The organism is Tardiphaga sp. 37S4, assembly GCF_021044645.1.
Taxonomy (GTDB): Bacteria; Pseudomonadota; Alphaproteobacteria; order Rhizobiales; family Xanthobacteraceae; genus Tardiphaga; species Tardiphaga robiniae.
Genome location: NZ_CP088008.1, coordinates 1,911,448 through 1,929,505, shown reverse-complemented (window position 1 = coordinate 1,929,505; position 18,058 = coordinate 1,911,448). Strand labels below are relative to the sequence as shown.

At 62.5% G+C, this 18,058-nt stretch carries 13 protein-coding genes and 1 pseudogene; 10 read left to right on the top strand and 4 right to left on the bottom strand.

Translation table 11 applies throughout. From position 1 onward, the window contains the following. Positions 1–7: 7 nt before the first annotated feature. Positions 8–487, bottom strand: coding sequence for a DUF6163 family protein (locus LPB73_RS09375; RefSeq protein ID WP_231080385.1), 480 nt, complete (start codon positions 485–487; stop codon positions 8–10). A 230-nt stretch (positions 488–717) separates the two neighbouring features. Here LPB73_RS09375 and hemB point away from each other — a divergent pair, with 230 nt between their 5' ends. The 3 genes from hemB to LPB73_RS09360 all read left to right on the top strand — a co-directional run bounded on the left by hemB (position 718) and on the right by LPB73_RS09360 (position 3,363). Then, on the top strand, positions 718–1,779 hold the full coding sequence (hemB, locus tag LPB73_RS09370; protein ID WP_231080384.1) for a porphobilinogen synthase: 1,062 nt from the start codon (positions 718–720) through the stop codon (positions 1,777–1,779). A gap of 126 nt (positions 1,780–1,905) precedes the next feature. Next, positions 1,906–2,487, top strand: coding sequence for an RDD family protein (locus tag LPB73_RS09365; RefSeq protein ID WP_414716879.1), 582 nt, complete (start codon positions 1,906–1,908; stop codon positions 2,485–2,487). A 99-nt stretch (positions 2,488–2,586) separates the two neighbouring features. Further along, positions 2,587–3,363 (top strand): arginyltransferase, encoded by a 777-nt coding sequence (locus LPB73_RS09360; RefSeq protein WP_089263842.1) that lies wholly within the window; start codon positions 2,587–2,589, stop codon positions 3,361–3,363. A 35-nt stretch (positions 3,364–3,398) separates the two neighbouring features. On the opposite strand, the pseudogene LPB73_RS09355 reads toward LPB73_RS09360, so the two are convergent. Beyond that, positions 3,399–3,887, bottom strand: a pseudogene (locus LPB73_RS09355) (divalent metal cation transporter); the annotation flags it as partial. A gap of 342 nt (positions 3,888–4,229) precedes the next feature. Here LPB73_RS09355 and LPB73_RS09350 point away from each other — a divergent pair. Further along, positions 4,230–7,556, top strand: coding sequence for an adenylate/guanylate cyclase domain-containing protein (locus LPB73_RS09350; RefSeq protein ID WP_231080383.1), 3,327 nt, complete (start codon positions 4,230–4,232; stop codon positions 7,554–7,556). A 19-nt stretch (positions 7,557–7,575) separates the two neighbouring features. Then, complete coding sequence (locus tag LPB73_RS09345) at positions 7,576–8,256, top strand: peroxiredoxin-like family protein (protein ID WP_089263840.1); 681 nt, start codon at positions 7,576–7,578, stop codon at positions 8,254–8,256. A 348-nt stretch (positions 8,257–8,604) separates the two neighbouring features. Here the strand turns inward: LPB73_RS09345 and LPB73_RS09340 are convergent, their stop codons facing one another. Beyond that, on the bottom strand, positions 8,605–9,999 hold the full coding sequence (locus LPB73_RS09340) for an Nramp family divalent metal transporter (protein ID WP_231080382.1): 1,395 nt from the start codon (positions 9,997–9,999) through the stop codon (positions 8,605–8,607). Between the two features lie 154 nt (positions 10,000–10,153). Between LPB73_RS09340 and LPB73_RS09335 the strand changes: the two genes are divergently transcribed. From LPB73_RS09335 to LPB73_RS09315, 5 genes are all read left to right on the top strand, one after another. Then, positions 10,154–11,413, top strand: coding sequence for an MFS transporter (locus LPB73_RS09335; RefSeq protein ID WP_231080381.1), 1,260 nt, complete (start codon positions 10,154–10,156; stop codon positions 11,411–11,413). Positions 11,414–11,611: 198 nt separating this feature from the next. Beyond that, entirely contained in the window at positions 11,612–12,745 is a 1,134-nt protein-coding gene (locus tag LPB73_RS09330; protein WP_089263837.1) for a TRAP transporter substrate-binding protein, read from the top strand. A 134-nt stretch (positions 12,746–12,879) separates the two neighbouring features. Beyond that, complete coding sequence (locus LPB73_RS09325; RefSeq protein ID WP_231080380.1) at positions 12,880–13,548, top strand: TRAP transporter small permease subunit; 669 nt, start codon at positions 12,880–12,882, stop codon at positions 13,546–13,548. After that, a complete protein-coding gene (locus tag LPB73_RS09320; RefSeq protein ID WP_231080379.1) occupies positions 13,545–15,401 on the top strand; it encodes a TRAP transporter large permease in 1,857 nt (618 codons plus the stop codon). Before LPB73_RS09325 ends, LPB73_RS09320 begins: the two co-directional genes overlap by 4 nt. Positions 15,402–15,529: 128 nt before the next feature. Next, the gene (locus tag LPB73_RS09315; protein WP_231080378.1) at positions 15,530–16,756 is read left to right on the top strand and encodes a multidrug effflux MFS transporter; all 1,227 of its coding nucleotides are present in this window, start codon (positions 15,530–15,532) and stop codon (positions 16,754–16,756) included. On the opposite strand, the gene LPB73_RS09310 is transcribed toward LPB73_RS09315, so the two are convergent. Beyond that, positions 16,753–18,015: an adenylate/guanylate cyclase domain-containing protein gene (locus LPB73_RS09310; RefSeq protein ID WP_231080377.1), complete on the bottom strand. Its 1,263-nt coding sequence runs from the start codon at positions 18,013–18,015 to the stop codon at positions 16,753–16,755. The genes LPB73_RS09315 and LPB73_RS09310 overlap by 4 nt on opposite strands. Between the last annotated feature and the right edge of the window lie 43 nt (positions 18,016–18,058).

Sequence of the window (18,058 nt, the reverse complement as noted above, 5' to 3'; positions counted from 1 at the left end):
CCTGAGCCTATGGCGGCCGTTCGCGCGCCGCCATCCATGCCAGCGCAAGGTAGCCTGCGAGAAACGCAGCCTGGACGCCGACGATCAGCAGGTTGCCGCCATAGATGGTCGGAAACATCAGCTCGATGACCGCCATGGACACCACGGTCGTCAGCCAGACGACGGCGCCCCACGGCGTCGCGAGCCAGAGACCGACGGCGCTGACCAGCTCGATGACGGCGAAATAGACCGTGGCGGTCTGCCAGCCCATGGTCTGGACCTCGAAGGCGTCATCCTCGGTGCCGACAAAGCCGGTGACCTGCGCCCAGTGATAGAGGCCCTGCATCATCGAGACGACGGCCATCACGCGCAGGAACAGGACCAGCCGCCGGGTCCAGATGTTCTCGTCAGATTCGATGCGTCCGGACGAGATCGCCGCAACCGACATGGCATGGTCCCGCGACGTGGGCTCTCTCGACCCGAGGTCGCGCGGCATCTGCTCAGACATGCGAATGCGATCTCACGGGTGGGAACTGGACGTTTGGGCGATGGTTTGAGCGATTCATGGGGGCTTTTTGTGAGCCTTTGGGCCTGCAAAATCAATGACCCAGCCCGTCACGTCGCGCGCGCATGACGTGCATGATCGCGGTGACGCCGGGACATCAAGGTGCTAGACTTAGAACAGGTCGAATTTAAGGGGCTTTCGACCTCACGAAGGCCCGCGGGAGAGACGGTATTATGGCAATCAAGTTCGGGCGCCCCATCGAATTGCGCGATCACGCCCCCCGCCCGGCCGCTTATGACGCCCCCTCCCTCGGCCTGACCACCCGCCCCCGCCGCAACCGCAAGTCCGAATGGGCTCGTAGGCTGGTCCGCGAGAACGTGCTGACCACCGACGACCTGATCTGGCCGCTGTTCGTGATCGACGGCGACAACCAGCGCGCGCCAATCGCCTCGATGCCTGGCGTGGAACGCCTCAGCGTCGATCAGGCGGTCCGCGATGCCGAGCGCGCCATGAAGCTGGACATCCCCTGCATCGCGCTGTTCCCCTATACCGACCCGTCGCTGCGCGACGAGATGGGCACCGAGGCCTGCAACGCCAACAATCTGGTTTGCCAGTCCGTGCGCGCCATCAAGAAGGAATTCCCGGATCTCGGCGTGCTCTGCGACGTGGCACTCGACCCGTTCACCAGCCACGGCCATGACGGGTTGATCCAGAACGGCAAGATCCTCAACGACGAGACCGTCGCCGTGCTGGTCCAGCAGGCGCTGGTCCAGGCCGAAGCCGGCTGCGATATCATTGCGCCATCGGACATGATGGACGGCCGTGTCGGTGCGATCCGCGAGGCGCTGGATGACGCCGGCTTCCTCGACGTGCAGATCATGGCCTATGCCGCGAAATATGCCTCGGCCTTCTACGGCCCGTTCCGCGACGCCATCGGCTCGGCCAAGACGCTGACCGGCGACAAGCGTACCTATCAGATGGACAGCGCCAATTCCGACGAGGCGCTGCGCGAGGTCGAACTCGATCTGGCCGAAGGCGCAGACATGGTCATGGTCAAGCCGGGCATGCCCTATCTGGATATTGTGCGCCGCGTGAAGGACACGTTCGCGGTTCCGACCTTCGCCTATCAGGTGTCCGGCGAATACGCGATGATCATGGCCGCCGCGAATAACGGCTGGATCGATGGCGACCGCGCCATCATGGAAAGCCTGCTCGGCTTCAAGCGCGCCGGCGCCGATGGTGTGCTGACCTATTTCGCGCCGCATGCCGCTGAACGCATCAAGGCTGCGCGCTGAGCGCATCCGCGCTCAAGCCTCGCCTGATTTACGTCATGGACAGTCTGTAACGATTCCGCGCACTTGTTGCGCGGTCTGGTGATATCCATGTGATGGACCGTGAGGATGCAAACGGAGGGATGCGTCATGTCTGATACCGGCCCGAATGCTGGCGGCCCCAACAACGGAAGCTGGCAGGGCGACACCTGGCGCAGTGCCGGTACCCCGCCCCGCGCCCATGCCTTTGACCCCTATGCGCAGCCCGACTTGTTCCGTGGCGTGTTGATGCGGCGCGTCGTCGCTTTCCTGATCGATCTCATAGTGCTGTCGATTCCGATCGTACTCGCCGTTATCTTCATCGCAGTATTCGGCGTCGTCACCCTCGGCCTTGGCTGGGCGCTGTTCTGGCTGATCTCGCCGGCGACGGTGATCTGGCCGGTCGTCTATTACGGCACGTCGCTGGGTGGCCCGCATTCGGCCACCGTCGGCATGCGAATGATGGATCTGCAGATGCGCACCTTCAGCGGCACGCCGGGCTACTTCGTGCTTGGCGCCGCACACGCGGTGCTGTTCTGGGCCTCGGTGTCGCTACTCACGCCGCTGGTGCTGGTGGTCGGCCTGCTCAACGGCCGCCGTCAGCTGCTGCACGACCTCGTGCTGGGAACCGTGGTGGTGAATAATTCCGTCGTCCGCGCCGCTTACGCCCAGCCGCCCGGCCGTGCCTACTAACAGCCGCGAGGGACGCCAACTTGGCCGGGCAAAGCGATTGACCGTTTGCCCAGCTGGCGCGATGCTACGCCAAACTGCTTCGGAGACCGACGGCAACCCGTGACCCAGCACTCCCGCGACACTCCGCAATTCTACCTCACGGCGCCGTCGCCCTGCCCCTACCTGCCGGGCCGGCACGAACGGAAAGTTTTCACCCATCTGGTCGGCGACAAGGCCGGCGATCTCAACGACCTGCTCACCCATGGCGGCTTCCGGCGTAGCCAGTCGATTGCCTATCGCCCGGCCTGCGACCAGTGCCGCGCCTGCGTCTCCGTCCGGGTCATCGCCAATGAATTCAAGCCGTCGCGCAACTTCCGCAAGATCCAGGCACGCAATGCCGACGTGATCGGCGAGCAGCGCAGCGCGGTGCCGACCTCCGAACAGTATTCCGTGTTCCGCGCCTATCTCGACCAGCGCCATCGCCATGGCGGCATGGCCGACATGACCGTGCTCGATTACGCGATGATGGTCGAAGACAGCCACGTCGAAACCCGCATCATCGAATATCGTCGCCGCGGCCCCGATACAGGCATCACCGGCCGCGGCGAGGACCTGCTCGCAGTCGCGCTGACCGATGTGCTCAGCGATGGGCTGTCGATGGTGTATTCATTCTTCGAGCCCGGTGAAGAAAGCCGCTCGCTCGGCACCTTCATGATCCTCGACCACATCGCCCGCGCAAGGCGGCTCGGCCTGCCTTACGTCTATCTCGGCTACTGGATCGAAGGCTCCAAGAAGATGGACTACAAGGGCCGCTATCTGCCGCAGCAGCGGCTGGCGCCATCAGGATGGCTGCGCGTGGACGCGACCGGCGAAACGATGCCCGAGCCGCAGGATTAGCTGGCCCGGCCGCGGCCGCCCGGGATTTCAGGTCTTCAGCCGAAAAAGGTGTCGTAAAGCAGTTTGCAGTTCAGGATCACGATGATGCCAGCGATGATCCATGCCACCGTGGCGACCGACCGCGAAATTACGAAGTCACCCATCTTTCGCCGATCCGAGACAAACCGCACCAGCGGGATGACTGCAAATGGCAATTGCATCGACAGGATGACCTGACTGAAGACGAGGAGTTGTCCGGTGCCGCGTTCGCCATAGAGCGCAGTGACGACCACGACCGGAACGATCGCGATGCCGCGCGTCACGAGCCGGCGCGCCCAGTTCGGCAGACGCAGCCGGAGAAAGCCATCCATCACGATCTGGCCGGCCAGCGTCGCCGTCACCGTCGAGTTGAGACCGGATGCAAGCAACGTGATCGCGAAAAGCGTCGATGCGATGCCGAGACCGAGCAGCGGCGACAACAGCTCGTAAGCCTGACCGATCTCGGCCACATCGGCATGACCTGACGTATGGAAGGACGCCGCGGCATCGAAGGAGTGCCGTCTGCAATCGTCAAAACTGGTCGATCCGATCGTCACGCGCCACATTGCTCTGGCGATGTCGCGTCATGGAAGCCTGACGCTGGCATGCCGGACTGTCATGGAGCTCACGCGGGAGATCGCGAAATCCAGCGCGGCAGGACTACGCCGCGCGTAGTCGAGGCCCGATCAGCGGCATCGATGATCCCGGTCGCGCATGCGCGCTGGCAGGGCCGCAGCCATGGCTTGCTCTTCCGGCGCCAAAAGCCCATTGTTACCAAGGATCCAGGGCCTGTTCGACGAGGTCCAGGATTAGATCGTGCCATCGCGGCTTCCGCGAGGTCTTGATCCATGAACTGCTCGTGTTGCGGTTTCGAGGTTCAGAGCGGCTTTGCGTTCTGCCCAAAATGCGGCGCGAAGCAGCCGGACCCATGCCCCAGTTGCGGCTACGCGTGCGCACCGGATTTTGCGTATTGCCCGAAATGCGGCGCCCGCGTCGATCACGCCCCCAAGGCCGGCAACCAGCGGGAGCCGTCATCGCCAACAATTCCGGCGACGGTCACGACTAGCGCCCGTTCACCGGCGCTGATGCTTGTCGAGCCCGAGCGCACACCCCGGCGGACGCTCCATAAGGTCGACAGCGAAGCCAACCGCCGCACCATCACGGTGCTGTTTGCGGACCTCAGCGGCTTCACCACGATGAGCGAACGGCTCGACCCGGAAGTCATGCAGGCGTTTCAGAACGAATTATTCGAGGAACTGACCGCAGCCGTGCAAAATTTCGGCGGCTTCGTGGACAAATTCATTGGCGATGCGCTACTCGCTCTGTTTGGTGCGCCGGCCGCGCACGAGGACGATCCTGAGCGGGCACTCCGCGCGGCCCTCGACATGATCAAGCGCACGGCGTGCTTAAGCGAACGCTCGAAGATATCCGCCGGATCGCCGCTCATGCTTCATATCGGAATCAACACCGGGCACGTGGTTGCGGGTGGATTGGGCGCAGGCGTTGCCAAGTCCTATTCAGTGACCGGCGACACGGTGAATACCGCTCAACGCTTGCAGTCGATGGCCCCCCCGGGCGACGTGCTGGTGGGACCGCTGACCTACCGCCTCACCCGGCATGCATTCTCGTATGAATCTCTCGGCGACGTTGCGCTGCGCGGCAAGGCAGGCAGCGTCCTGGTCCATCGTCTGAGGGGCCCGCTCGAGACACCGCGTGCGGCACGCGGACTCGAGATACTGGGCCTGAGCGCGCCGCTGATCGGGCGCGACGCGGAGATGGCCCGTATGATGGGGTGCCTTGACCTGGCGTGTAACGGAGCTGCCCAGCTGATGCGGCTGGTTGGCGAAGCCGGCATCGGAAAATCGCGCCTGGTGGATGAATTCGCTACCCGCGCTCGCGATGAGGATCGCTTCGCAGGCGTGGCGATCCGGCGGGCCGCTTGCTCGCCGCTGGGCGAGCAATCCTACGGTGCTCTTGCCGCAGTGCTGCGCAGCGCCTACGGCATCGCGCACAAGGCTTCGGCGGCAGAGGCGCAAGCCAAGCTAGCCGAAGCGTTGTCGGGGCTTGGCATGGCGGCCGAAGAGGTCGAGCGGCTGATGCCCCTCTATTTTTATGTTCTTGGTCTCGGCGACCCCGACGACGCCCTGCAGCACGTTGAACCGGAACAGCTTCGACGGCAGATTTTTTTCGCGATCCGCACCGTCTTCGAACGGCGTCTGGCCCTATCGCCCCTCCTGATCATTGTCGAGGACCTGCACTGGGCCGACGCCGTATCGCTTGAGGCGCTACGGTTCGTAATGGATCGGCTGGAGCGCGGGCGGCTGATGCTATTGTTCACACACCGGCCGACACTTGAAATGGACCAGCTCGACTCAAGTCGAATTAGCCATACAACACTGCGGCTGGCACCCCTTGGCATCGCCGACGGACAAAAGCTGCTCGCGGCGTTCTTCGGTGACGGTTGGAATGGATCATCCGGCAATCTGTTCAATCGAATTCTTGAACGCGCGAGCGGGAATCCGCTGTTCGTTGAAGAAATCATACGCGGTCTCATCGAAGCTGGCATTTTGGAACGTGACGGCTCGCATTGGCAGATCAAGTCAGATGAAGCGGCCGCTGACATCCCGGCGAGCATTCAGGCACTGCTGCTCGCGCGAGTGGACCGACTGCCACACGGCGTGCGCAGGTTGGCTCAGGAGGCAGCGGTCATCGGGCCGCGCTTTGATGCGGCCCTTCTCGGTGCCACAGCGACCGACCCGGCGAAAGTAGAGGCAGGGCTTGAACTGCTATGCGACGCCGAGATCATCGAGGAGATCGCGGGCGCAAACTCGATTTCGCTGCAATCCTATCGTTTCACGCAAACCATGCTTCAGGATGTGATCTACCAAAACCTCCTTCTGCAACGGCGCATTGAGATGCATGGGCGGATCGGTGCTGCCCTGGAGCGGCTGTGCGCAGATGATCCGGAGCGGCTCGAAGACCTCTCCCTACTGGGACATCATTTCAGTCTCAGCGCGAGCAAGCCGAAGGGTGCACATTACCTGAGCGCGGCCGGCGATCGCGCACGCGCGATCTATGCCAACGACGACGCCATCCGCCTCTATCAGCAGGCCCTCGCCGTCTTGTTGACCGCTGGCGATCAAGGACCGGAACGGCTTGTGCTATACGAACGAATTGCCGACCTGTGTGGAGCGGCGGGCCGGCGTGACACGGCCGACGAACATTACCAGACGGTATTGGAGGCCCACCGCGCGGCCGGGGACCGCGCCGCCGGAGCGCGGATACTTCGCAAGCTTGGCCGTTTGATGTGGGATGCCGGCAAACGAAACGGGGCGGAGGCGCATTACGCCGAGGCGGCTGCGTTGCTCGAAGGAACGGACGCGCCGATCGAGTGGGCGCACCTGTTACAGGAGCGCGGCCACCTCGCGTTTCGCATCGGCGATCATGCTGCGGCCGCGAGATGGGCAGACGATGCGCTTGGCTACGCTCAATCCGTGCCGCCGGAGGTAGACAAGCAAGCCGGACTAGAAGCGGCTCGCGCCACCGCGGAGGCACTTAATACCAAGGGGGTTGCATTGGCGCGGCTGGGCCGAAGCCAGGAGGCCGTTCGCGAGGTGGAGCGAAGCGTCGCAGTTGCCGAAGCCGCTGGCCTTCTCAGCGCAGCCTGCCGCGGCTACACCAATCTTGGCGTGCTCTACACGATGATCGATCCGGCGCAAGCCATGGAAGTATGCCGGCGCGGTCTTGATGTCGCCCGCCGGATCGGCGATCTCGGTTTTCAGGCGCGTCTCCTTGTCAATCTCGCTGTCGCCTGTTGCACCTTCACGGACAGGTGTGCCGACGAAGGCGTGCCGGCGGCCGAAAAGGCGATCGAACTCGACCGCTCGCTTGATCAGCGCGAACATCTCGCTGTGCCATTGATTGTGCTCGGGCAAATTCATCAATGCCATGGCCAGCCGGAACTCGCCGCCCGCTGCTACAATGAAGCAATTGAGGTGGCGCAGGAAACGGGCGAGCCCCAGCAGCTCTTTCCATGCTATGATGGTCTCGCGACGCTGAACCTCGATCGAGGCGACATGCCTGAGGCCGAGCGGTATTTTGCTCTGGCGCACGATGTCTGCGCCCGGCACGGGCTTAATCCCGAAGCGCTGGTCGTACTGCCATTTCTTGATTAGCAAGTAGAGGAGGTTGACCATGTCTGAGCATCATGTCGATGGCTTACTCCACCCGGGCGACCGCGCACCGAACATTGTGCTGGATGCGATCACACGTGACGGCAAGATCGCGCTTGATGACTTTCGCGGCCACAGCCCAGTACTGGTCGGCTTGTTTCGAGGTCTGCACTGCCCGTTCTGCCGGCGCCATCTCGCGGCCCAGGCGCAACTTGACCCGGCCCTGCGCGAGAAAGGCGTCGAGAGTCTCGTGGTGGTCAACACGCCTATCGACCGTGCGCGGCTCTATTTCCGGTATCATCCCTTGCCCAATCTGCTCGCCGCGTCCGACCCCGAGCGCGTCTCGCACCGCGCGTTTGGCTTGCCCAATCTCGAGTTCACGGAAAGCGAAACCGAATGGCCGCGCAAGCTGGGTATGAACGCCGTCATGAGCATGCGGATGGACATGCCGGGCGAACTGCCCGAGCCGATGAACCCGATGGCGGCGGCCGATCTTCTCAACACGAAGGACGGCTACGAAATAACCGAAGCCGACGAGCACATGCTGACAACTGGCCAGGGTCAGCTCTTTGGCCAATTCCTGCTTGACCGGGAGGGGATCGTACGTTGGAGCTTTACCGAAGTTCCTGAGGGGGGCAATCGCATGTTCGGGGCTCCCACTCCGCGAGAGCTGATGTCGGCGGCTTCCGAGGTTGCAGGCTAAGGCATTTCGCTCAACGTCGCCTTGGAGGCCGATTCACTCAGCCTGCAAACGCATATTGTCGCCGAAGGAAGCATCTACGCTTTGCTGGGACCCTATGCAGTCGCCGAGGCATCGAAGGATGTGCCGTCTGCAATCGTCGAAACTGGTCGATTCGGTCGTCACGCGCCACATTGCTCAGGCGATGTCGCGTCACAGAAGCCTGACGCTGGCATGCCGGACTATCATGGAGCTCACGCGGGAGATCGCGAAATCCAGCGCGGCAGGATTACGTCGCACATAGCCACAAAGGCCAGTCCCCTTCACCAAAGTCTGGTGGCATCATCTGCAGCTGCCTTAAATTTCAAGGCTTCAGCCGAAAAAGGTGTCGTAAAGCAGCTTGCAGTTCAGGATCACGATGATGCCAGCGATGATCCATGCCACCGTGGCGACCGACCGCGAAATTACGAAGTCACCCATCTTTCGCCGATCCGAGACAAACCGCACCAGCGGGATGACTGCAAATGGCAATTGCATCGACAGGATGACCTGACTGAAGACGAGGAGTTGTCCGGTGCCGCGTTCGCCATAGAGCGCAGTGACGACCACGACCGGAACGATCGCGATGCCGCGAGTCACGAGCCGGCGCGCCCAGTTCGGCAAGCGCAGCCGGAGAAAGCCCTCCATCACGATCTGGCCGGCCAGCGTTGCCGTTACCGTCGAGTTAAGGCCGGATGCCAGCAGTGCGATCGCGAAAAGCGTCGATGCGATGCCGAGACCGAGCAACGGCGACAACAACTCGTAAGCCTGACCGATCTCGGCCACATCGGCATGACCTGACGTATGGAAGGACGCCGCGGCGACGATGAGGATCGCCGCATTGATGAACAGCGCGAGCATCAGCGCGATGGTGCTGTCCGCCGTCGCCCACTTGATCGCGTCGCGGCGGCCTGCATCGGTGCGCGGATAGTCGCGGGTCTGCACGATCGATGAATGCAGATAGAGGTTATGCGGCATCACGGTTGCGCCGATAATGCCGATCGCAATGTAGAGCATTTCGGGATTGGTCACGATCGCGGTGGACGGCAGGAAGCCGCTCAACACGGCAGCCACGGGCGGCGCCGCAGCGACAATCTGAACCGTGAAACAGACCGCGATGACGATGAGCAGCGCGATCACGAAAGCTTCGAGAAAACGGAAACCCTTGTTCATCAGCAACAGCAGCAGAAAGGCATCCAGCGCAGTAATGAGCGCGCCCCCGATCAGCGGAATGCCGAACAGCAGCTGCAGCGCAATCGCGGTACCGATCACTTCCGCCAGATCGCAGGCGATGATCGCCGTCTCGCAGGCCAGCCACAGCATGATGTTGACCGGCCGGGAAAAGCTGTCGCGGCAGGCCTGCGCCAGGTCGCGGTCGGTGACGATGCCCAGACGCGCGGCCAGTGCCTGCAGCAGGATCGCCATCACGTTCGACAGCAGGATCACCGAGAGCAGCGTGTAGCCGAATTTCGAGCCACCTGCGAGATCGGTCGCCCAGTTGCCGGGGTCCATATAGCCGACCGAGACCATGTAACCCGGTCCGGCGAATGCCAGCAGCCGCCGAAACCAGTGGCCGCCGATCGGAACCGGGATCGACGAATTGACCTCCGAGAGGCTGCGGCGGAAATCCCCGCCAAGGCCGGAGCGCCAGCCGGCCGCGTCTGGAACGCTGCCGGGGATTGGAGACGTTGACGAATCGGGCGAGGTTTTCGGCGAAAGTGCATCCATCAGAGCTCCATAGAGCAATCCCTCTCTTGTTGCAACTCATTTGCAACTGCATCTAGCCGGTTGGTGGGCACTCCCTGTCACGGCGTGCGCTCAGTAATCGGGTGGCTGCGTGCTCGTCCGGACCCCATGGTGGCTGTCACAGACAGGAATCGCCATGTCCCACTCCTCCATTGATCGACTGCCTGACACTTTCAACCGCCTCGCCTGGTCGAACCTCGCGGCGCAGTCGGCCGAGCAGATCGCGCTGGCGGCGGCGCCGATCGTCGCGGTGCTGTTGCTCGGCGTCGGCGAGGGCCAAACCGGATTGCTGCAGACCGCGCTGACCTTGCCTTTCGTGCTGTTCGCCATTCCCGCAGGCCTGCTCGCCGACCGGATGTCGCGCCGCACCCTGATGGCCGGAGCCGAGGCGCTGCGCGCAATCGCGTTGTTGCTGATCCTGGCACTGATCTGGTTCGGCGCGCTGACGATGCCGCTGCTCGCTTTGCTCGGCTTCGTCGCAGTGTGCGGCACCGTGGTCTACAGCGTCGCCGCGCCGTCGCTTGTGCCATCGCTGGTCGTGCCGCAATTGCTCGGCACGGCGAATGCGCGGATCGAACTCGCGCGCACCGTCGCCTTTGCGAGTGGTCCTGCCATCGGCGGCGCGCTTGTCGGCTTCACTGGCGCCGCGCCTGCCTTCGGCTTTGCCGCAGCGCTGTCGATCATCGCTGTAGCCTTGCTATCGGGCATCCATGAGCCCATGCGCACAACCATCCAACAACGCAAGCCGATGCAGGACATCGCCGAAGGTCTGTCCTTCGTCTGTCATCATCGCTATTTGCGGCCGGTCTTCATCACACAGTTCATCTTCAGCGCCGCGTCCTTCATGGTGCTGGCAGTGTTCGTGCCTTACGCGGTTCGCCGTCTCGGCCTCTCCGCCTCCGGCGTCGGCGTGACACTCGCGATGTATGGCGTGGGCATGGTGATCGGCGCATTGCTGGCAACACGTGTGATGAGACGGTTGCCGTTCGGCACCGTGATCGCGCTTGGCCCCGTCACCGGCTTCGTTGCCTCCGTTGTGATGGCACTGACCACATGGATCCCCTCGCCGGCTTTGGCGGGCCTGAGCTTCTTCCTGCTCGGCGTCGGTCCGATCCTGTGGGTGATCTCCACCGCGACGTTGCGACAGTCGGTAACGCCGCCGAGCCTGCTCGGACGCGTCTCCGCGATCAACATCCTGAGTTACGGCGCCCGTCCGATCGGAACCGGGATCGCGGCCGTTGTCGGCGGGCTCTATCACGCGGAGGCGAGCCTCTACCTCGCCGTCGCGGGTTTCGCCTGGCAGGCCGTGGTGATCCTGACCTCTCCGGCGGTTACACTGGAACGGCAGCCGGACATGATCGGCGATGTGACCGGATACGTTCCGACGAAAGTCTAACAGGCTTGGTGTAGTTCATCTGTAGTTCGCACTCGCTCATGATCTCCCCGCACCGCAGCACGGATAGTTAGTGTAGTTGCGCCGCGTCGAAGCGTCGCAGCAAAGCGAACTTTCTTGCCAAAGCTGCAAGCAAGCCTTTGTCTTGTCACCAATCAACAAGGTCAGTCCGCAAAAGGACGACCATTCGGGGAGAACACAATGGCTTCATCCAAGGACAGGACTCCGTCTCGGCGCCGTTTTCTGAAGGTCGCCACCGCCGGTGCCGCTGCAAGCGTCGTCGCACCGGCAATCGCCCAGGCGCAGGGCCCGATCAGCATGCGCTGGCAGAGCACCTGGCCGGCCAAGGACATCTTCCACGAATACGCGCTCGACTACGCCAAGAAGGTCAACGACATGACCGGTGGCGACCTGAAGATCGAGGTGCTTCCGGCTGGCGCCGTAGTGCCGGCCTTCGGCCTGCTCGATGCGGTCTCCAAAGGCACGCTCGACGGCGGCCACGGCGTGATGGTCTATCACTACGGCAAGCAGACCGCGCTGGCGCTGTGGGGCTCTGGCCCGGCCTATGCGATGGATGCCAACATGCTGCTGGCCTGGCACAAATTTGGCGGCGGCAAGGAGCTTCTGGCAAAGCTCTATGCATCGATCAATGCCAATGTCGTGTCACTTCCCTACGGGCCGATGCCGACCCAGCCACTCGGCTGGTTCAAAAAGCCGGTGACCAAGGCCGATGATCTCAAGGGTGTGAAATTCCGCACCGTCGGCATCTCCATCGACGTGTTTACCGGCCTTGGTGCAGCAGTGAACGCATTGCCCGGCGGCGAAATCGTCTCGGCGATGGATCGCGGCCTGCTCGATGCGGCCGAGTTCAACAACGCTTCGTCGGACCGCATCCTTGGATTCCCCGACGTATCCAAGACCTGCATGCTGCAGAGCTACCACCAGAATGCCGAACAGTTCGAAATCCTGTTCAACAAGACCAAATATGACGCCCTGCCCGAGAAGCTGCGGGCGATCATCGCGGGCGCCGCCGATGCGGCCGGTCAGGAAATGTCCTGGAAGGCCATCGACCGCTATTCGCAGGACTACGCGGAGATGCAGAGCAAGGACAAGGTCAAGTTCTACAAGACACCTGACTCGATCCTGCAGAAGCAGCTTGAGGTCTATGACGAGGTCGTCGCCAAGAAATCGGCCGAGAATCCCCTGTTCAAGGAAATCTCCGAGTCCCAGCAGGCCTTCGCCAAGCGCGCCACACAGTGGGAGCAGGATACGGTCGTGAATCGCCGCATGGCCTATAACCATTACTTCGGCCCGAACGCGAAGAAGAAGACCTGACGTCTCGCGGCATACGTATCTCGCATCATCCGGGACGACCCTTTCCCGGATGATGCTTTGCTGTTGCCGCTTGCAATACATCCGCGCCGGACGAAATCTACATCGACGTTTCCTGCATCAGTGGCCTGAATGACATGACTGCCGAGCGTTTCCTGCAATCCATCGACGGTATCAGTACATTCGCCGGCAAGGCCGCGGCCTGGCTCATTTTGGGATTGATGGGCCTCGTCTGCGCCGAAGTGTTCAAGCGCTATATGCTGAACATGCCGACGGCATGGATCTTCGACGCGTCGAACATGCTCTATGGCACGCTATTCATGCTGTGCGGCGCCTATACGCTGGCGCAGAACGGTCATGTCCGTGGCGACTTTCTATACAGCTCGATGCAGCCGCGCACGCAGGCCTCGCTCGATCTCGTTCTCTACATCGTGTTCTTCCTGCCCGGCATCGCCGCGCTGGTCTATGCCGGCTGGGACTATGCGGGCGACAGCTGGCGCATCCGCGAGCATTCCAACGTCACGGCGGACGGACCGCCCGTCTATCATTTCAAGGCGATGATCCCGCTCGCCGGCGCGTTGCTGTTGTTGCAGGGCATGGCTGAAATCACCCGCGCCGCGATTTGCCTGAAGACAGGGGTGTGGCCGAGCCGGCTCAAGGACGTGTCCGAAATCGATGTCGTCGAGGAGCAGCTCGCGCATAGCGAACACGTCGATGATGACGTGCGCAGGAATGCCATCGCGCAGGCGCAAGAGATCGAGGAAAGCGCACGCCAGCGCGGCATGGGCGGGGAGACGCAAAAATGAGCGATCCTGCACTCGGCCTCCTGATGCTCGTCCTCATCGTCGTCGTAATCATGCTGGGCTTCCCCACGGCCTTCACGCTGATGGGCCTCGGCATGTTTTTCGGCTTCTTCGCCTATTACCGCGCAGGCGAATCCTGGGCCGACAACCACATCTTCGATCTGATGGTCCAGCGCACCTATGGCGCCATGACCAACGACGTCCTGATCTCCATCCCGCTCTTCGTGTTGATGGGCTATGTGATGGAACGCGGCGCGCTGGTCGACAAGATGTTCTATTCGATCCAGCTCGCGTTCCGCCGCGTCCCGGCCTCGCTGGCGGTGGCGACACTGATCGTCTGCACTTTCTGGGGCATAGCATCCGGTCTGGTCGGCGCCGTCGTCGTACTGATGGGCGTCATCGCCTTCAATCCGATGCTGAAGGCCGGCTATGACGTCAAGCTGGCGTCCGGCGTGATCACGGCCGGCGGCACGCTGGGCATCCTGATCCCGCCCTCGGTGATGATCATCGTCTATGCCGCCGTCGCCGGACAGTCTGTCGTGAAGCTCTATGCCGCCGCGATGTTTCCAGGCTTCTTTCTGGCCTTCCTCTATCTCGTCTACATCATCGGCTGGGCGCTCATTAACCCGAAGATCGCGCCGAAGCTGCCCGAGAGCGAAACGCGCGTGCCCGTCCGGCCGTGGATCGCCGATCTGCAGCAAGCCTATTCGCACCAGATGCTGCCGGCCCTGCTGACGGCAGCCGTGGCGCCGTCGCGCGCGATGGCGCTGACCATGGACGGCGCACGGATCACCTACACGACGATCCTGAAGAATCTCGGCTTTGCTCTGGTGCCGCTGGTCCTGGCGCTGACCACGCTATGGGCCGCGTGGTGGTATGTCGTCATTCATCCGCAGCCCGACGCCCCCGCGCCGGCCGCGATCACCGAGCGGGTTCAGTCCGGCGGCACGGTCGCACCTGAAGAAGAAAAACTGGAGGAGCTGGGCTCCGCGCAATCGGGGTCGGCCAAGGAGAGCGAACCGGAGGTGCTGCAGCAGATGGGCAATGCCGACCTGCAGAACAGCCCCACAAATGCGCCGGTCGATGCCGGGCCGCCGCCGGAATTCTACACCTACTTCTCCTTCACGGCAGCCATCATCGCCCTGATGCTGTTCTATTACTACTGGACCATGGGCGCCGCACAGTTCGAGGTGCTGCGGCTGCTGACATCGTCCGTGATGCCGCTCGGCATCCTGACTGCCATCGTGCTGGCCGTGATCCTGCTCGGCATCACAACGGCAACGGAGTCCGCCGCAGTCGGTGCCGCCGGCGCGTTCCTGCTCGCCTTCCAGGCGCGGACGCTGGACTGGAAGCGCACCAAGGAGGCCGTGTTCCTGACCGCCAAGACCACATCCATGGTGTGCTGGCTGTTCGTCGGCTCGGCGCTGTTTTCCGCGGTGTTCGCCATTCTCGGCGGACAGGCGCTGCTGGAGAGCTGGGTGCTATCGCTGAACCTGACGCCGGTCCAGTTCATGATCCTGTCGCAGGCGATCATCTTCATCCTCGGCTGGCCGCTGGAATGGACCGAGATCATCGTGATCTTCGTGCCGATCTTCCTGCCGATGCTGAAGCATTTCGGTATCGACCCGATCCTGTGGGGCGTGCTCGTCTTCGTGAACCTGCAGGCCGCCTTCCTGTCGCCGCCGGTCGCGATGTCCGCCTTCTATCTGAAAGGCGTCGCGCCATCGCATGTGACGCTGAACCAGATCTTCTCCGGCATGATGCCCTATATGCTCATCGTCATCATCTGCATGGTGCTGATGTATATCTGGCCCGGCCTGACGCTGTGGCTCCCGAATTACCTGTACGGCAACTGATCCAGTAGCCCCAACCACCGCCGGGAACGCGGCGGTGGCGCCCGTCCTCCCGGAATACCGCATGACTGCCCTGCTCTTTGCAGGTCTCTTTATATGATGTACATCATTTATAAAATGAGGATCATCATATGACCGACCGCACGGCAGACGCCATGGCAGACACCCCGCCGCAGGAAGCATCCTCCACCGCGCTGCAGATCGCGGTCCTCGCGGGGCTGGCCTCGATGGGCACCCTGGCGACTAACATCCTGCTGCCATCGCTGCCACAGATGGCGGTGTCGTTGAAGGTGACGACGCCCGCGGTCACGGCATCGATCACGGTGTTTTTGCTGGTCTTCGCGCTTGGGCAATTGCTGGTCGGGCCGATCTCCGACCGTTACGGGCGTCGCATGCCGGTGCTGGCCGGTTTCGCTGTCTTCATCATCGGCAGCATCTGGTGTGGCGTCTCGACTGATCTTCCTTCGCTGCTGATCGGCCGTGCCATCCAGGCCGTGGGTGCCTGTTCAACTTCGGTTCTCTCGCGCGCGATCGCCCGCGATCTGTTCAGCGGCGCAGCACTGGCACGCGCACTCACCTTGGTGATGATTGCGCAGGCCGCAGCCCCTGGTTTCTCCCCGCTGCTCGGCGGCGGACTCGATTATTTTTTCGGATGGCGCTCAGAATTTGTTTTCGTCGGCGCCTTCGCGGTGTTGTCGGCGCTCAGCTATGTCCTGGTGCTCGGTGAAACCCACAACACGACGCGTATCCCGCTCAATCCACTCGCCGTCAGCACAACCTATCTCAAGCTTTCGGTGAACCGCCACTTCCTGATCCCGGCCGCCACAGTGGGCCTGATCATGGGTGGACTGTTCTCGATCTTCTCCGCAGCACCTCGCATTCTCATTGAGGGCTACGGCTTCACACCGATTGCACTCGGGCTGTTCTTTGCGGGCACCGTGCTGGTCGTGTTCGGCTCCGGCATGCTGGCCGCCCGCCTCGCCCCGCGCTTCGGGCTGGATCGGGCCATTCGCTATGGATTACTGATCGCGTTCATGGGCAGCATCGCGGTGCTCGCGACCGCCTATTTCCACGGCAGCGTCGTCGCCTTCATCGCCGCGACCTGCGTGTTCCTGCTGGGCATGGGCGTGGTCAATCCGCTCGGCACAGCTCAGGCGCTGTCGCCATTCGGCACCCATGCCGGCGCCGCCTCGGCACTGCTCGGCTTCTGGCAGATGATGGGGGCTGCGATCGGCGTATCCCTGTCGGCCACTATCGTGCCGCAGGCCGCATTGGCGCTCGGCATCGTTCTCGGTGCAGCCTGCCTGATCGCTATCGTACTCTACGCAATGCGCCAGCAAACTACTGCGGTCAGCTAACGGGCCAGATAGCGTTCATAACCGCCACGTATAACCTCGTCGCTGTCGATCTCGGGATCCAGCGTGTAGAGATCCTGCGCGCGACCAATGCCGCGTAAAGCGTAGCGGCCAGTCGAGACCAGATATTTGCGGCCGGCCGCGTCGAGCCCGGCCTGAAACGCAGACGAGGTCAACAGCGGCCGATCGACCGACGAACACATGGAAGCGATGCGGCTCACCTCGTTGACCGAGGGACCAACCACGGTGAAATCGAGCCGCTCGTCGCTGCCGATATTGCCGTAGAACACCTCTCCCTCATGCAGACCAACATAGGCCGTGGTGATCGGCCGGTTCGCCGCCAATCGTTTCGCATTCAGCTTAGCGATATTCTTGCGGAACTGATGTTCGGCGCGCAAGGCGTTACGCTTCGCCTTCACCATGTCGTCGCAGGTGAACATCGCCAGAATGCCGTCGCCGATAAGTTTGAGCACGTCGCCGCCGACATCATGAATCGCCGCGATCGAGGCTTCGGCATAGTCATTCAAGAACGGGATGATCTCGTCCGGTCCGATCGCCTCGCTGATCCCCGTGGAGTTGCGCAGGTCGGAAAACCACAGTACCGCATTGATACGCTCAGTGACGCCTCGCGCGATCTTGCCACGCAGAACCTGTTCGGCGGCATCGCGGCCGAGATAGACGCGGCCAAGGGTGCGCGCGATCTCCATCTGGGCTCCCGACTTGATGGCGAGACCGAGCATCGGCACCAGTTCGCGCAGCGCCGACATCTGGCGCTCGTCGAACCCGTCTTCATGGCGCGTGGCCCAATACGAATAGAGGCAATCCATCTGCCCCATCGAGCCAGCCTCGCCGAACTTGTGCAGGAACACGGCGCCGTGGCGGTGACCGCCTTCCTGCAAGCTGCTGACCATCGAGAAGCGGTCGGCGATCCCGGGCGCGTGCAGATCGAGCCGCAATTCGTCGTGCCCCTCTTCCAGCATGTGGAAGAATACCGATCGTCGCCAGTTCGCGGCAGCCTCGCCAATCTCGGTCGAGCCGTATTCGAACACGTCGCTCTCGTTGCTGGCCGTGTCGTTCCAGCGGAAGCCACGGCCCTCGAAGATCGGATGCAGCGTGTCAATGAAGACGAGGCCACGGGATACATCGATGCCGCCGGCACGGCAGCGCTCGCAGAAGCCACGGATCAGGTCGTTTTCGGGAAGGCCGGTCAGACCCTCGCCGACCAGCCAGCTCATCAGTTCAATGCGTGCGGCAGTTTCCATGAGACACTTGTAGGATGGGTTGAGCCTTTGCGAAACCCATCCT

Coding starts and splice junctions, on each gene's coding strand:
- hemB (WP_231080384.1), top strand. CDS start 718: ATGGCAATCAAGTTCGGGCGCCCCATCGAATTGCGCGATCACGCCCCC.
- LPB73_RS09350 (WP_231080383.1), top strand. CDS start 4,230: ATGAACTGCTCGTGTTGCGGTTTCGAGGTTCAGAGCGGCTTTGCGTTC.
- LPB73_RS09340 (WP_231080382.1), bottom strand. CDS start 9,999: ATGGATGCACTTTCGCCGAAAACCTCGCCCGATTCGTCAACGTCTCCA.
- LPB73_RS09325 (WP_231080380.1), top strand. CDS start 12,880: ATGACTGCCGAGCGTTTCCTGCAATCCATCGACGGTATCAGTACATTC.
- LPB73_RS09365 (WP_414716879.1), top strand. CDS start 1,906: ATGTCTGATACCGGCCCGAATGCTGGCGGCCCCAACAACGGAAGCTGG.
- LPB73_RS09375 (WP_231080385.1), bottom strand. CDS start 487: ATGTCTGAGCAGATGCCGCGCGACCTCGGGTCGAGAGAGCCCACGTCG.
- LPB73_RS09320 (WP_231080379.1), top strand. CDS start 13,545: ATGAGCGATCCTGCACTCGGCCTCCTGATGCTCGTCCTCATCGTCGTC.
- LPB73_RS09310 (WP_231080377.1), bottom strand. CDS start 18,015: ATGGAAACTGCCGCACGCATTGAACTGATGAGCTGGCTGGTCGGCGAG.
- LPB73_RS09315 (WP_231080378.1), top strand. CDS start 15,530: ATGACCGACCGCACGGCAGACGCCATGGCAGACACCCCGCCGCAGGAA.
- LPB73_RS09335 (WP_231080381.1), top strand. CDS start 10,154: ATGTCCCACTCCTCCATTGATCGACTGCCTGACACTTTCAACCGCCTC.
- LPB73_RS09330 (WP_089263837.1), top strand. CDS start 11,612: ATGGCTTCATCCAAGGACAGGACTCCGTCTCGGCGCCGTTTTCTGAAG.
- LPB73_RS09345 (WP_089263840.1), top strand. CDS start 7,576: ATGTCTGAGCATCATGTCGATGGCTTACTCCACCCGGGCGACCGCGCA.